Origin of the sequence: Janthinobacterium sp. SUN073 (assembly GCF_030397665.1) — a bacterium.
Lineage (GTDB): Bacteria > Pseudomonadota > Gammaproteobacteria > Burkholderiales > Burkholderiaceae_D > Janthinobacterium.
In genome coordinates, this window is the sequence record NZ_JAPUBT010000007.1 from 229,557 (window position 1) to 244,416 (window position 14,860).

The 14,860-nt window shown below is 64.9% G+C and carries 15 protein-coding genes; 13 read left to right on the top strand and 2 right to left on the bottom strand.

The window, feature by feature from the left end:
* Positions 1-44 precede the first annotated feature (44 nt).
* On the bottom strand, positions 45-974 hold the full coding sequence (locus O0882_RS19640) for a LysR substrate-binding domain-containing protein (protein WP_289950681.1): 930 nt from the start codon (positions 972-974) through the stop codon (positions 45-47).
* Between the two features lie 149 nt (positions 975-1,123).
* On the opposite strand from O0882_RS19640, the gene O0882_RS19645 reads away from it, so the two are divergent.
* Positions 1,124-2,353, top strand: coding sequence for an HD-GYP domain-containing protein (locus tag O0882_RS19645; protein ID WP_289950683.1), 1,230 nt, complete (start codon positions 1,124-1,126; stop codon positions 2,351-2,353).
* Here the strand turns inward: O0882_RS19645 and O0882_RS19650 are convergent.
* Complete coding sequence (locus tag O0882_RS19650) at positions 2,350-3,396, bottom strand: GGDEF domain-containing protein (RefSeq protein WP_289950686.1); 1,047 nt, start codon at positions 3,394-3,396, stop codon at positions 2,350-2,352. The genes O0882_RS19645 and O0882_RS19650 overlap by 4 nt on opposite strands.
* 481 nt (positions 3,397-3,877) lie before the next feature.
* On the opposite strand from O0882_RS19650, the gene O0882_RS19655 reads away from it, so the two are divergent.
* The 12 genes from O0882_RS19655 to O0882_RS19710 all read left to right on the top strand — a co-directional run bounded on the left by O0882_RS19655 (position 3,878) and on the right by O0882_RS19710 (position 14,847).
* Positions 3,878-4,060 carry a Flp family type IVb pilin gene (locus O0882_RS19655; RefSeq protein WP_034752975.1) on the top strand — a complete coding sequence of 61 codons (183 nt, stop codon included), beginning with the start codon at positions 3,878-3,880 and terminating at the stop codon, positions 4,058-4,060.
* 53 nt (positions 4,061-4,113) lie between these two features.
* Positions 4,114-4,647 carry an A24 family peptidase gene (locus tag O0882_RS19660; RefSeq protein ID WP_289950688.1) on the top strand — a complete coding sequence of 178 codons (534 nt, stop codon included), beginning with the start codon at positions 4,114-4,116 and terminating at the stop codon, positions 4,645-4,647.
* Between the two features lie 93 nt (positions 4,648-4,740).
* Positions 4,741-6,114: an ATP-binding protein gene (locus tag O0882_RS19665; protein WP_289950691.1), complete on the top strand. Its 1,374-nt coding sequence runs from the start codon at positions 4,741-4,743 to the stop codon at positions 6,112-6,114.
* Complete coding sequence (cpaB, locus tag O0882_RS19670; RefSeq protein WP_289950693.1) at positions 6,111-6,965, top strand: Flp pilus assembly protein CpaB; 855 nt, start codon at positions 6,111-6,113, stop codon at positions 6,963-6,965. Before O0882_RS19665 ends, cpaB begins: the two co-directional genes overlap by 4 nt.
* 18 nt (positions 6,966-6,983) lie before the next feature.
* Positions 6,984-8,417, top strand: coding sequence for a type II and III secretion system protein family protein (locus O0882_RS19675; protein ID WP_289950695.1), 1,434 nt, complete (start codon positions 6,984-6,986; stop codon positions 8,415-8,417).
* A gap of 16 nt (positions 8,418-8,433) precedes the next feature.
* Positions 8,434-8,736, top strand: a complete 303-nt coding sequence (locus O0882_RS19680; protein ID WP_289950696.1) for a hypothetical protein — start codon at positions 8,434-8,436, stop codon at positions 8,734-8,736.
* Positions 8,726-10,156: a pilus assembly protein TadG-related protein gene (locus O0882_RS19685; protein ID WP_289950698.1), complete on the top strand. Its 1,431-nt coding sequence runs from the start codon at positions 8,726-8,728 to the stop codon at positions 10,154-10,156. Before O0882_RS19680 ends, O0882_RS19685 begins: the two co-directional genes overlap by 11 nt.
* Positions 10,153-10,635, top strand: coding sequence for a TadE family protein (locus tag O0882_RS19690; RefSeq protein WP_289950700.1), 483 nt, complete (start codon positions 10,153-10,155; stop codon positions 10,633-10,635). Before O0882_RS19685 ends, O0882_RS19690 begins: the two co-directional genes overlap by 4 nt.
* Positions 10,625-11,233 (top strand): TadE/TadG family type IV pilus assembly protein, encoded by a 609-nt coding sequence (locus O0882_RS19695; protein ID WP_289950702.1) that lies wholly within the window; start codon positions 10,625-10,627, stop codon positions 11,231-11,233. The genes O0882_RS19690 and O0882_RS19695 overlap by 11 nt, the downstream gene beginning before the upstream one ends.
* Before the next feature lie 56 nt (positions 11,234-11,289).
* Complete coding sequence (locus O0882_RS19700) at positions 11,290-12,459, top strand: AAA family ATPase (RefSeq protein WP_289950705.1); 1,170 nt, start codon at positions 11,290-11,292, stop codon at positions 12,457-12,459.
* A 50-nt stretch (positions 12,460-12,509) separates the two neighbouring features.
* On the top strand, positions 12,510-13,856 hold the full coding sequence (locus O0882_RS19705) for a CpaF family protein (protein ID WP_289950706.1): 1,347 nt from the start codon (positions 12,510-12,512) through the stop codon (positions 13,854-13,856).
* A 13-nt stretch (positions 13,857-13,869) separates the two neighbouring features.
* Positions 13,870-14,847 carry a type II secretion system F family protein gene (locus tag O0882_RS19710; protein ID WP_289950707.1) on the top strand — a complete coding sequence of 326 codons (978 nt, stop codon included), beginning with the start codon at positions 13,870-13,872 and terminating at the stop codon, positions 14,845-14,847.
* Positions 14,848-14,860 lie beyond the last annotated feature (13 nt).

A 14,860-nucleotide genomic window follows, 5' to 3' on the forward strand; every position in this document is an offset into this window, starting at 1 on the left:
ATTTTATTTCTTTTGAGAAATTATTGCTGGAAAAATAATGCTCGTTACAGCACGTGTGCCCCCACCCAGCGCCCGCTGCCGCACAGCTCGGCGGCCACTTGCAGCACGAGGTTTTTCACGGCGTTGCCCGCATTCGTCAGGGGAATGTTCTTCGACGCACACAGGGCCACCGTGCGCGACAGCACGGGGCTGTGGATGGCATAGCTGCGCATGGCGCCGCTGTCCAGTTCGGCCAGCAGGGGGGCGGCCGGCAAGATGGTGGCGCCCATGCCGGCCAGGATGGCCGATTTCAGGATGGCGATCGAGTTGATCTCGATCACGTTCGCCGTCTCCAGGCCCAGTTCGCGCGCGCGGCTGTCGATGCGCGGGCGCACGCCATGCTGCAGACCCGGCAGGATCAGGGTGGCGCTCAAGGCTTGCTGGAACGACACGGCATGGCCGGCGGGCGCGAACGGCGAAGCGCTGCGGCAAATGAAACGCATCTCTTCTTCCACCAGGGGGCTGCAGGCAAACGGCGTCAGTTGGCCATCGTCGAACAGCACGGCCAGGTTGATGCGGCCCGATCTGAGCTGTTCATTGAGGTTGCCCGTGATTTCTTCCGTCAGTTGCAGCGTGATTTCGGGGTAGCGTTCGCGCGCGGCCAGCAGCAGGGGCAGGGCCAGCGCGCCGGAGATACTGTGCGGCAAGCCCAGGGTGACATTGCCGGACGGCCGCGTGGCGCTTTGCGTGACGGCCGAGCGGGCGTCGGCCACCTGTTTCAGGATCGCTTGCGCGTGTTCGTAAAATACCTTGCCCGCGTCCGTGCTGAGCACGCCCTGGGCCGAGCGGTGCAGCAGCTGTACCCCCAGTTCTTCTTCCAGCTGGCGCAGCTGCTGCGTCAGGGCCGGCTGCGCCACATGCAGGATCAGGGCCGCGCGCGACAGCGAGCCGTGGTCAACGATGGCAACAAAGTAACGTAATTGGCGCAGTTCCATGGGTCCCAAGAGCGGTGCGTTGAGGGTGCGGTGATCGGAAAAAACAGGGTGTTGCGCCGCAGCGCCGAATGCGGCCAGCAGAATAACAATTTTGTTATACTCATTCTAGCGCCTTCGGTGCTCCAGACGCGTACTTGTGGGATGACAGCATGCTCAAGAAAGTTGATTCGTCTCAATTAAAAGTGGGCATGTACGTCCATGACCTCAGCTGCGACTGGATGACCCATCCGTTCGTGCGCAACCGTTTCCTGTTGCGCAGCGACGATGAAATCCGCAAGATCGTGCAAGCCGGCATCCACGACGTGGTGATCGACAGCGGCAAGGGCCTCGATGTGCAGGATGCGCCCACTGTGGCGCAGGCGCGGGCCGAGACGGAACGCGAACTGGTGCAGATCGCCGCGGCGGCGCCGCAGGTGGTCACGCGCGTGTCGCTGAGCATGGAACTGGCGCGTGCCACGCAGGTGCGGCGGCAGGCATCGAGCCTGGTGCGCACGGTGATGGCCGATGTACGCCTGGGCAAGGCCGTCGAAATCGACCGCGTGCAGCACACGGTGCAAGATATTACCGAGTCGATTCTGCGCAATCCCGGCGCCCTCGTCGGCTTGTTGCGTATCAAGAACAAGGACGACTACACCTTCCTGCACTCCGTCAGCGTGTGCGCGCTGCTGGTGGCGTTTTGCCGCTCGCGGGGCGTCGATGGCGCCACCACGCACCAGGCCGGCCTGGGCGGCTTGCTGCACGACACAGGCAAGGCGCTGGTGCCCGATAGCGTACTGAACAAACCTGGCCCCCTGACGCCGGAAGAATTTGCCCTGATCAAGCGCCATCCGCGCGATGGCTACGATATCCTGTGCCGCTCGCCCGAGCTGGGCGCCATTCCCCTCGACATCGCCTTGCACCACCATGAGCGGCGCGACGGCAGCGGCTACCCGGACCAGCTGGCTGGCGACGCCATCAGCGAGCTGGCGCAGATGGCCGCCATCGTCGACGTGTATGACGCGTTGACGTCCGACCGCAGCTACCACAAGGGCATCGCCGCCGCCGAAGCCTTGCGCAAGATTTATGAGTGGAGCAAATTCCATTTCAACCCCGTGTTTGCGCAGGACTTCATGCGCTGCGTGGGCATCTATCCGGTGGGTACCATGGTGATGCTGGAATCGGGCCGCCTGGCCGTCGTCATCGAGGCGCACGAGAGCAACCTGCTGGCGCCGAAGGTGAATGTGTTTTTCAGTACGAAGAGCAATGCCTACATCAAGCCCGAGACAGTCGACCTGTCGCGCGGCTTCGGCTTCGGCGGCGGCGACAAGATCGTCGGCCATGAGTCGGCTGCCAAGTGGCAGGTCGATCCGATGCGCTTTCTCTCCCTCGCGGATGCCTAGAAGAATTCCGCCGTATCGTTCGAGGCGATGGTCGTCAATAAACCTTTCGCTACCAACTCGTCGTAATGGCAAGCCAGGTTGCGGCCATGGCTTTTCGCGTAGTACAGGGCCTGGTCGGCGCGGCCGAGAATGATGACGGGCGCCTCATAGGCGTTGATGCTGACGAAGCCCACGCTGACGGTGACTCTGCCCACTTGCGGGAAGTCATGCGCTTCGACATTGGTGCGGAAGCGGTCGATGATTTTCTGCGCATTTTCCAGGGTGATTGAGCGCAGCAGCACGACGAATTCCTCGCCGCCGAAGCGGAAGATGCGGTCTTGCGAGCGGAACGACGATTGCAGCTGGTTGGCGATCAGGATCAGCACTTCATCGCCATACAGGTGGCCGAACTTATCGTTGACCAGTTTGAAATGATCGACGTCGATCACGGCCAGCCATTGCCGCTCCGTGTCCGTATGGTGGCGCCGTTCTTCATCGACGGGAAGCGGCTTCTCCGCTTCCGGTTCGCCGCGGCTTTGCAGGATTTTCGCCAGCTGGTCGTCGAAGGTCTTGCGATTCAATAAGCCGGTGAGCGAATCGCGTTCGCTGTAGTCGAGCAGGTTCTGGAAATTGCGGTACACGCTGACGATGCCGCCAATCACCTGGATGGTGGCGCCCGTATAGGGCGTGGGGTTGGTGATTTCCAGGCAGGTGGTGACCTGGTCGCCGATCCAGATGGGCAGCCACAGCAGGTGGCGGCCGTCGGCGCACAGGGTATCGGCGCTCGCTTCATGGCGCGCGATGCAGGCGGCCAGCGCCGGATAGTCCGACAGTGGTTCGCCTGGCAGGGTAGGGTCGTTATGCTCTTCCATGCGGGCCACGCTGCCTGCCACGATGATGGCCCGCGACCGCACGAACACCTGGCCACGCACGCTGGTCAGTGCCAGCACACGGGTCTGCGACGCGGCAGCGAGCTCCTGAACCGCCGATATCACGGAGATGTCGAGCATCGTGTGGTCACGGTGCCCGGTCATGTCCACCATGTGTTTCAGTAGGGAATCCATTGTCGTTCTCGGGAAAGTAGTCACACAAGTGTCGTCATAGCAGCATTGCATCAAGCAAGAGCATGTTCGCGTCCGTCTACAAGAAGCCAAGATTTATTTGGTGGCATGACGCTCTTTACCGCAGGGCGAGAGGCCTTTCCAAAGAAGAGCTAAGCAGGATAATGTCTTTTTGCCTAATAGGCAATTAACGTATGCAATATTTCATGTAAATACATGAGATTCATGCACCGCGTTGCAAAAAACTTGCCTTGACGAAGACTTTCAATCCTGATCGCAACATTTGTTTGCGTCAGCCGTCATTTCAACAAGGTTTGATAATTTCCATATGGAAACTTGTGGCGCGTCAATTTGCCAAACCGTGGACGCTTTATAGTCAATCCAATGGCGCAGAAATTTACGGCAGGAAACATATTAGCAGGAATGGGCAATGTTTCACACCCGATTGCGCCAGGGACTTGTGATTCACTTTTGGGAGCTTGTCATGCATACCTTCCTGTCGGCAGTACAGCAGTTTGTCAAGGATGAGGATGGCATTACGGCAATCGAATACGGCTTGATTGCGGCCTTGATGGCTACCGCCATCACGGCCGGTTTCTTGCTGATCAAGACCAACTTGCTGGCCGTCCTCACCGACATTTCGTCGAACCTGGTGTTGACGCCCTAAGCGGGTGCCCGCCATCGGCCGGCCGGTGGCGGGTTTTTTTCAGGAGGTATGCCATGTCTGCAACTGCCTTGTGCGACCTGCTGTTGTTGTGTTTTGTGACGGGGGCCGCCGTCAGTGATTTGATCCGCCGCAAGATACCGAATGGTTTGGTGCTGTCCGGCATCCTCGCCGCGCTGGCCTTGCACCTGTGGCTGTGGCCGCAAAGCGTGCCGTCGTTGTGGCTGGGCGGCATGGCGACGGGTTTCTTTCTGTTTCTTCCTTTATATGTGCTGCGCGGCATGGCCGCTGGCGACGTCAAGTTGATCGCCATGGTGGGCGCCTTTGCCGGCCCGTGGCCCGTGCTGCAGATCTGTTTCGCCACCTTTGTGCTGGGCGGCCTGATGGCCGTGCTGATGATCACGTACCAGGGCAAGTGGCGCGCCTGCCTGGGCAATCTGCGCCAGTTGCTGTGGCCGATGATCGCGCGCATGGCCGGCATTCCTCTGGCGCCTGCTGCGTTGGGGAGCGGTGCCAGCGTGGGCAACATGCCGTACGGACTGGCCATTGCCCTGGGTTGTCTGGTGGTGCAAGGGCGACATTATTTCTGATTGTTATTCATTGCTCTGAATCAATGGGCGCCAGTTCCCGCTGGCTAGAATGAATTCTGTTCAATGCAGTCTTAACCGGCTTGGAGACACAGGATGACCGAGGTCGACTATTCCATGAGCACCGAGAGTACGCCGCGCCCCGCCGACGCGAACCTGATGCCGCCCTTGCCGCCGCAGCCGAAAAGCTTGCGCGAAACGGGCCTGGAGCGGCCGCTGGTGGTTGAACTGATCGCCAAGCTGATGTTTGTGAGCGGCAAGACGCACCTGTCCGCAATGACGACGCGCTTGCGCCTGTCGATCAATGTCTTGCGCGAAGTGCTCGATTTCATGGTGGCCGAGCAGATGGCCGAAGTGGCCTGGCGCGGCGAATCCGAGATCGACGTGCAGTATCAGCTGACGGGCGCCGGCAAGCAGCGCGCCAGCGCCTTCCTTGAGCGCTGCGCGTATATCGGCGCCGCCCCCGTCACTCTGGAAGCGTACCGCGCCATGGTGGCGCGCCAGTCGTGGCTGGTACAGGAACAGCGCGTCGGCAGCGATGACCTGGCCGCCGTGCTGGGCAGTGCCCATGCGGGGCCGGGCATGCTCGACGTGGTGGGTGCTGCCCTGCATTCGGGGCGCTCGCTGCTGCTGTACGGTCCGCCCGGCAGCGGCAAGTCGACCCTGGCGCTGCAACTGGGCCAATTGCTGCACGGGCTGGTGGCCGTGCCCTACGCCATCGTCGTCGGCCAGGACATCATTCAGTTGTACGATCCGGCGCAGCACCTGCCGCCCGCGCCGCAGCATGTCAGCCATGCGCGCCAGGCGCTGGAGCGGCGCAGCACGGATATTCGCTGGGTGTTGTGCCAGCGTCCCGTGATTCACGTGGGCGCCGAGCTCGACGCGGGCATGCTGGAGCTGCGCCATGACGCCAGCGGCGGCTGCTACCAGGCGCCGCCCCACGTGCGGGCGAATAACGGCATGCTGATCATTGACGACCTGGGCTGCCAGCGCCTGGGCGCGCAAGAATTGCTGACGCGGCTGATGCAGCCGCTGGCGCGGGGCAGCGACCAGCTGGGCCTGCCCGGCGGCGTGCAGATCAGCGTGCCGTTCGACAATGCCCTGGTGCTGGCCACGAACGTGCCGCCGGGCGAACTGTTCGATCCTGCCTTGCTGCGCCGCATCGGCTACAAGGTGCAGGTGGGGCCGCTGGCCGAGAGCGCCTATCGCGCCCTGTTCCGCCAGCAATGCCGTCTGGCCGGCATGGCCATCGACGAGCTGGCCCTGAATCACCTGCTGCAGCTGCATGGCGCGCAGGGACGGCCCTTGCTGGCCAGCTATCCTGGTGAATTGCTGGCGCGCATAGGCGACTTTGCCGGCTTTGCCGGCTGTGAAGCGCGCCTGACGGTGGCCGCCCTGGAACAGGCCTGGAGCAGCCTGTTTGCCAGTTGCGACATGCCGGCCGCCAGCCTGTGCGAGCGTATCGCATGAAAAACCGGCGCGCCCTCCTGATGATGGGTTTGGCTGTGGTGCTGGGCCTGCTGGCCGTGTTGCTGGCCTCGCACTGGCTGCTGCGCCAGACGCCGGCCGGCAAGGGCAAGATCGTCGTCGCCGCCAGCGATGTCAACCTGGGCCAGCGCCTGACGCCCGAGATGCTGCGCCTGGCCGAGTGGCCGGCGGAAAGCTTGCCGCAAGGCGCGCTGCAAGACCCGGCGCCACTGGCGGGACGGGTGCTGAAAACCAGCGTGCTGCGCGGCGAGCCGCTGAGCGAAGCCAAGCTGGCGCCGGTGGGCACCCTGGGCGGCCTGTCGGCCCTGATCACGGAAGGGCGACGTGCCATCACCGTGCGCGTCAACGACGTGATCGGCGTGGCCGGCTTCGCCTTGCCGGGCAACTATGTCGACATCATCGTCAGTACCCAGCAAGATGCCGGCGACCGCGCGTTTCCGCAAAGCCGCAACATTTCCAAGATCGTGCTCGAACGCATCCTGGTGCTGGCCGTGGCGCAGGAGGTGGGGCGCGACGAGACCAAGCCGCGCGTGGTCAATGCGGTGACGCTGGAAGTGACGCCGGAACAGGCTGAAAACCTGGACCTGGCGCGCAGCGTGGGCAGCCTGTCGCTGGTGCTGCGCAACCAGGTCGACCCGCAGCCGGGTGTGACGGCGGGCGCCACCAAGCTGACCCTGCTGGGTGGACCGCACGAAGCCGATCCCGCTCCTGCCGCTGCCCCCGTGCTTGCCGTGGCACCGCGCCCGGTGCGCGTGGCGAAGGCGCCGCCGGAGCCGGCGCGCCAGTGCAGCGGCGTCATCGACGGGACGCGCCAGTCGCGCGAATGTTTTTAGCCAACCATGGACACGCTCATGAACCGCGCCCTGCTGACACTGTGCTGCCTGCTGTTGCCGCTTGCCGGCGCGGCGGCCGATCCTGGCCCGCGCTGCGGCGGCGAAGCGGCGACACCCGGCAACTTGCAGCTGCAGGTGGGCAAGTCGAGCATGCTGCGCCTGCCCGAGGCGGTGCTGGCCCGCAGTGTCGGCAATCCGGCCGTGCTGCAAGCCATGCTGGTGGCGCCCGACACTTTATATGTGGTCGGCGTCGATGTGGGCAGCACGAATATGATCATCCAGGGCAAGAGCGGCGTGTGCAGCGTGGTGAACGTCAGCGTCAGCATGGACCCGGCCGGCTTGCAAGCGACCCTGGCGGCCCTGATGCCGGAAGAAAAAGCCATCCGCGTGACAGCCGTGGCCGATACCCTGGTGCTGTCGGGCACGGTGCAGGATGCGGGCGCCGTGCTGCGCGCCGTCGAGCTGGCGCACGCGTATGTGCGCCGCGCTACGCATCCGCTGGCGTTGCCCAAGCCCGCCGATGGTGCCGCCTTGCCTGTCGCCGCAGCGGCGCCCGGTGGCGGCACGGGCGGCGCGAACAGCCGCGTCATCAATATGCTCGACGTCAGTGCGCCGCAGCAAGTGATGCTGGCCGTGCAGATTGCCGAAGTGTCGAAGTCGCTGCTGGAACGCCTGGAAGTGGGCGCCACCCTGCGTTTTGCGTCCGGCAGCTGGGCCACCACCTTGCTGTCGAATTTCCTCAGCGGCACGGCCAATGGCTTGCTCGACGTGCGCAAATCGAATGGCCAGCAGTTGACCATCGAGGCGCAGAAACAGGATGGCCTGGTGCGCATCCTGGCCGAGCCGACGGTGATGGCGATCAGCGGGCAGGAAGGCAGTTTTTTGGCTGGCGGCAAGATCTTCATTCCCGTCGGCCAGGACAACAACAAGATCACGCTGGAAGAGCGCGAGTATGGCGTCGGCCTGCGTTTTACGCCGACCGTGCTGTCGGGTGGGCGCATCAATTTGAAGGTGGCGCCGGAAGTGTCGGAACTGTCGCGCGAAGGCGTCGGCATTTCCGCCGCCGGTGTCAGCGGGCGCTCGATCCTGCCCGTCATCACCACGCGGCGCGCCTCGACCACGGTGCAGCTGTACGACGGCCAGAGCTACGCCATCGGCGGCTTGATCAAGAACAACCAGGTGAGCAACATCACGGGCGTGCCCTGGCTCAGCGAAGTGCCCATCCTGGGCGCGCTGTTTCGCAGCACGGATTTCCAGCATGACCGCACGGAATTGCTGTTCGTCATTACCGCACACCTGGTCAAACCCTTGCCGGCGGAGGCCGTGCTGCCGACGGCGCAGCTGGCGCCCCCTTCGCGCACGGACTTGATGTTGGGCGGCAAGATGGAAGGGACGCTGGCGCCGCCGTCCGTGCCTCCACTGCGCGCGGCCAACGGTTTCGAGTTGAAATGAGACGGGGAGAGATGCCATGCCGAACTCGCTTTTGATGTCGCTGCGGCGCCTGGCGGCGCTGCTGCTGGCGCTGCAACTGGCCGCCTGCGCGCACGGCAGCACGCCGCAGCTGGACCGGCGCTTTGGCGATGCCGTGCGCTTGGCCATGGCGCAACAGGTGCGCGATCCGGCCAGCGCCGGCAATCGCACGCCGGCCGATGGCCTCGATGGCCCCAGCGCGCACGCCGTCATGCAGCGCTACCGCGCCTCGTTTGCCGAACCGAACGGCCAGGTGCCGCAGCCCGTGCAATTCATGCTGGGAGGCGGCAATGGCAAATAGACGCCAGCGCCAGCGCGGGGCGATGTTGATCGCCTTTTCCATCCTGCTCATCGTGGTGCTGGGCTTTATCGGCCTGGCGCTCGACGTGGGGCAAGTCATCGGCCGCAAGACGGAATTGCAGAACCTGGCTGACAACGCGGCGCTGGCGGCCGCCGCGGAACTGGTGGGCACGGCCGAAGGGCTGGCCAACGCCGTGACGAAAGCCAAGAGCAGCGCGGCCGACAAGAGCGCATGGCGGCGCCGCATGCAGGGCGCCATCCTGTCGGACGCCAGCATCCGCTTCGCCAGCGCACCCGACGCGTCTGCCACCGAGTGGCATGCGGCGGGCGCCGTGCCCAATCCCGCCACGGCGCTGTTCGTGCGCGTCGATACGCAGGCTAACGATCCGTCGCTGGGCAGGGTGGCGACGGCCTTCCTCGGCGCCTGGTCGCCGGCGCTGCGCACCCTCGACACGAGCGCGCGCGCCGTGGCCGGGCGCACCAGCTTGCACCTGACGCCGTTGGCCGTCTGCGCGCTGTCGGGCAGTGCTGCCAGCGCGCGCATGAATGCGGCACTGCTGCCAGCCGTCGAACTGCTGGAATATGGCTTTCGCCGTGGCGTGGCGTACAACTTGCTCAAGCTCAATCCGCATGGCGCCACGGCCGAACATTTCGTGCTCAATCCGGTGGGCCAGCCGGGCGTCGTGGGGCCGTCCTTGCAGGTCAGCGAGTCGAGCGTGTTGCCGTTCGTGTGCAGCGGCACGGTGCTGTACCCGCGCATCGGCAGTGGCTCGGTGCATGTGCACCGGCCGTTTCCCGCCACCTTGTTGCCCGCCTTCAATGCGCGCTTCAACCAGCTTGCGGGCAGCGGCTGCCATCCCGTCACGGCGCCGCCCGATACGAATATCCGCGCATTTCCGAATACGGCCGCGAACTGGTGGATGACGAACATGCCCGATGCGCCCAGCGCCCTGAGCACCGGCAATCCGCTGTTGTCCGTGGCCGATCCGGAGTCGAATGCGACGCCGCCCACGGTGGGCAGTTACGGGCCGCTGTGGTCGTTTGGCAGGGCGGCCAGGTACAGCAACCCGAAACCGGCCGGCGATTATCTGCCGTTTTCCACCAGCGACTGGCCCAAGCTGTATCCGGCATCCCCGGCCGCGCCGGTCGCCAAGTCCCTGTATCCAACCGATAAATCGCCGTACCTGACCACGGCCTACCAGACGGCGCCGACGGGAAACACGGCCTTGGCCTTGCGGCGTTTGCTGCACATCCCGCTGCTGGCCTGTCCGCTGCCGGCCGGCAGCGACGTGCTGGCCCAGGTGCTGGGCGTCGGCCGCTTCTACATGACGGCGCCCGCCAGCAATGGTGTGCTGAGCGCCGAATTTGCGGGCCTGGTGGCCGAAGGCACGCTGGCCGGTCCCGCGGAGTTGCTGCAATGAGGCCGCCATGCCGCGCGGCGCGGCCCCAGGGCGGTGTCGCCGCCATCGAGCTGGCGCTGATCATGCTGTTTTTCATGGCATTGCTGCCCTTCGTGCTGCTGTTCGGCCGCGCGCTGCTGGTGTACACGGCCCTGCAAAAGAGCGTGCACGATGCGGCACGCTACATGGCCACCATGCCGCTGCTGCAGATGGCCAGTGGGGATGCGGCGAACCAGGGCGCCGTGTTTGCCCGGCAGATGGTGGTCGATGCGATGGCCGAAAGCTGGCCGGGCATGCAGCCATACCGGGTCAGCGTCGACTGCATCTATCCCACCGATTCCTACAGCTGCGGCAGCTACACGACGGCGCCGCAGCAGGTGCGCATCAAGGTGACCGTGGACATGCCCGTCACCTTCCTGCCCGAGATGACGCGCAAGTGGCTGCCGCAGCTGGCGCCTATCCCCCTGAGCGCGAATGCGACCTTGCGCTATGTTCATTAAACCGCATCCGATACGGCGTCGCCAGGACGGCGTCTTTGCTGTCGAGTTCGCCATGCTGGCGCTGCTGTTCTTTCTGTTCCTGTTCGCCATGCTGGAACTGGCGCGCGCCGTGTACGTGTGGAACATGGTGCATGAAATTACCCGGCGCGCGGCGCGCGCCGCCGCCGTCACCGATTTCAGCAATGCCGGCGCCATGCAGGCCGTGCGCACGCAAGCGGTGCTGCGCGCCACGCCGGGAACGCTGCCGCTGGGCGGCGGCATCAGCGACGCGCATGTGCGCATCGATTATTTGTCGGAAAGCGGCGGTGGCGCCGCGCTGGCGGCGGTGCCGGTGATGGTGATGCCAGGCTGTCCGCAACGCAACCGCATCAATTGCCTGGACGATCCGCATGGCGCCAGCTGCATCCGCTTCGTGCGCGCGCGCCTGTGCGTGCCGGGCGATGGCGCGCGCTGCGAGCGCGTGCCATACCAGCCCGTCCTGCCCCTGCTGGGGATGATGTTTCCCTCCGGCGCAGGGGCCGTGCGTTTGCCTGGCGGGAGCACCATGGCGGTGGCCGAGTCGCTGGGCTATCCGGACAACCCGAATTTCTGTCCCTGAACGCCACCAGACGGTGGCAGCCGACTGTGTAGACCAGAAAGAAGCGAGGAAGTGCGATGAAAGCCTTGATGATTAGCCGCGACGCCAGCTTGCACGAAGAAATCGCCGCGCAAGGCGCGGCCCGCATGCCCGTGCTGCGTCTGCTGGAGCGGCGCAGCGGCCTGCGCGACGCCGTCGAGCGCATGCTGCCCGAAGCGCCCGAGCTGGTGATCGTCGACGCCAGCGGCCTTGACGCCGACGAAGCGGACCTGCTCGAACGCCTGGCGCGCCAGTATCCGCTGGCCGTGCTGATGCTGCTCACGCGCGGCCAGCAGCAGGATGTGCTGATCCGCGCCATGCGCGCCGGCATGCGCGAGGTGCTGCAGCTGCCGCTGGTGCACAAGGCCTTTCACGAGGCGATGGACCGGGTCGACATCCAGGCCGGCGTGACGCAGATGCGCGACGGCAAGGTGCTGGCCTTTATTTCGTGCAAGGGCGGCAGCGGCGCCACCTTTCTGTCGACGAACTTTTCCTACGCGCTGGCCAGCCTGGCCGGTTGCAAGGTGCTGCTGATCGATCTGCACGGCCAGTTCGGCGACGCCACTTTGTACGTGTCGGACCAGAAGCCTGCCATGACGCTGTCCGATATCTGCGCCCAGATCGCGCGCATGGATGGCGCCTTTCTCGCCTCGTGCCTGGTGCATGTGACGCCGAACTTCGGCGTGCTGGCGGCGGCCGACGACCCTGCGCACAAGGTCGACATGCAGCCCGAGCACATGGACCGCATCCTGGCCGTGGCGCGCCAGCACTACGACTACATCGTGCTCGACGTGGGGCGCCAGATCGATGCGCTGTCGCTGCGCGCGCTCGACAACGCCGACGCCATCTATCCGGTGCTGCAGCTGGCCCTGCCCGACATCCGCGACGGGCGCCGTCTGCTCGACATTTTCCGCTCGCTCGGCTATCCGGGCGAGCGCCTGCGCCTGATCGTCAACCGCTATGAAAAGGGCGGGCGTCTGCGTCTGGCGGACCTGGAGCAGGCGCTGGGCGCGGAAGTGGTGCACACGGTGCCCAACGATTACATCGCCGCCACGGACTCCGTCAACCAGGGTATCCCCCTGCTGCAGCTGTCGCGCACCAGCGCCGTGGCGCGTAGCCTGGCCGAACTGGTGGAACTGGTGACGGCGCGCCGCGTGACGGAAAGCCGCGGCCTGTTCGACCGGTTGTTCAGCCGCAGCGAGGCTTAGGACAGCAATCGATGTCAAGGCTCCCGCCGGGGGCCATCATGGGAGCCGAGATGACTTTACGCGAACGCCTGGCGGCAAATGAAACGGTGCGCCCCGCCAGCAATGGACAAGGCGCGCTGGCGCTGCACGCCTACCAGGAACTCAAAAAAACCATGCACCAGACGATACTCGACCGTATCGACCTGGAGCGCCTGAAACGCCTGACGGCGGAGCAGTTCAAGCACGAGCTGGCGCTGCTGGTACAGCGCGTCATCGAGGAAGAGCGCATCGTGCTGAACCAGCATGAGCGGCATAGCCTGGTGCTCGACATCCAGCACGAGATGCTGGGTTTTGGCCCGCTCGAACCCCTGCTGGCCGACGCCAGCGTGTCCGACATCCTGGTCAATACCTGCGACAAGGTGTACGTGGAGCGGGGCGGGCGGCTGCAGCTGACGGATGTGACCTTCCACGACAATGCGCACCTGATGAAGATCATCGAAAAAATCGTTTCGCGCGTGGGACGGCGCGTCGATGAATCGAGCCCGATGGTCGATGCGCGCCTGCCCGACGGTTCGCGCGTGAATGCCATCATTCCGCCGCTGGCCGTCGATGGCCCGATATTGTCGATCCGGCGCTTTGCCGTGCAGCCTTTGAGCATCGCCAACCTGCTCGACTACAAGAGCCTGACGCCGCCCATGGTGCAGGTGCTGCAGGCGCTGGGCCAGGCCAAGGTTAACATCCTGATCTCGGGTGGCACGGGCAGCGGCAAGACGACCCTGCTCAACGTGCTGTCCGGCTTCATTCCCGGCAGCGAGCGCATCGTCACCATCGAGGATGCGGCCGAACTGGCGCTGCGCCAGCCGCACGTGGTGCGCCTGGAAACGCGCCCGCCGAATATCGAAGGCAAGGGCGAAGTGAGCCAGCGCGCGCTGGTGCGCAATGCGCTGCGCATGCGCCCCGACCGCATCATCCTGGGCGAGGTGCGCGGCGCCGAGGCGCTCGACATGCTGCAGGCGATGAACACGGGCCATGAGGGTTCGCTGGCGACCATCCACTCGAACACGGCGCGCGATGCGCTGGCGCGGCTGGAGAACATGGTCGGCATGGCCAACGTGAACCTGACGCCGCGCGCCACGCGCCAGCAGATCTGCTCGGCCGTGACGGTGGTGATGCAGGTGTCGCGCCTGACGGACGGCGCGCGCAAGCTGGTCAGCCTGCAGGAGGTGACGGGCATGGAAGGCGACATCATCGCCATGCATGAAATCTTCCGCTTTGAGCAGACGGGCGTGGATGCCGAGGGCAAGGTGCAGGGCCACTTCTGCGCCACGGGCGTGCGGCCCCGTTTCACGGAGCGCTTGCGCATGTTCGGCGCGCCCGTGTCCGACAGCGTCTTCGACCCGGATCGCATCTACGAATAAGGGAGGGCGCATCATGGACCTGGTCTTCTACGGCTTTGCCGTGCTGCTGTTTGCCGCCTGCATCCTGATGGTGGAAGGCGCCTGGCTGTGGTGGTCGGGCACGCATGGCAGCGCGGCGCGGCGCATCAACCGGCGCTTGCGGCTGATGGCGGCGCGCGGCGAGGCGGGTGGGGAGCGGGTCTCCATCCTCAAGCAGCGCCGCTATGCGCGTGCGCCCGGACTGGAGCGTTTGCTGCGCCGCGCGCCGCAGGCGGCAAAGCTCGACCACCTGCTGCTGCAATCGGGCTTGTCCTGGTCGGTGGCGCAATTCATCGGCGTCACGGGTACCTTGTTGCTGGCGGCCTTGCTGCTGCTGGCGGCCTGGTCCATGCCTTTTCCCGGCGCCTTGCTGCTGCTGGCCAGCGCCGTGAGCGGACCGTGCCTGTTCGTGCTGCGCGCGCGTGCGGCGCGGCTGAAAAAGATCGAGGCGCAACTGCCGGAAGCGGCCGATTTCCTGGCCCGCGCGCTGCGCGCCGGGCACTCGTTTTCGAATGTGCTGCAAATGGTGGGCGATGAACTCAATGAGCCGATCAGCGGCGAATTCAAGATGGCGCATGAAGAAATCAATTACGGCGTGCCGATGAACGAGGCGTTGCAAAACCTGGCCGCGCGCATTCCGCTGACGGACTTGCGCTACCTCGTCATCGCCGTGCTGGTGCAGCGCGAATCGGGGGGGAACTTGGCCGAAGTGCTGGTCAGCATCGCGCGTATCATCCGCGCCCGTTTGAAACTGCTGGGTCAGGTGCGCGTGCTGTCGGCCGAGGGGCGCATGTCGGCCTGGGTGCTGGGACTGATGCCGGTGGTGATGATTGGCGTCATGGCGCTGGTCAACCCGCAATACATCCGCCTGCTGTGGACCGATCCCAGCGGCATCAAATTGCTGTGGTACGCGGCCGGCATGGTGGCCTTGGGTGTCGTCTGGATGCGCAATGTGATACGTATCAGGATATAACAACAGGGGGTGG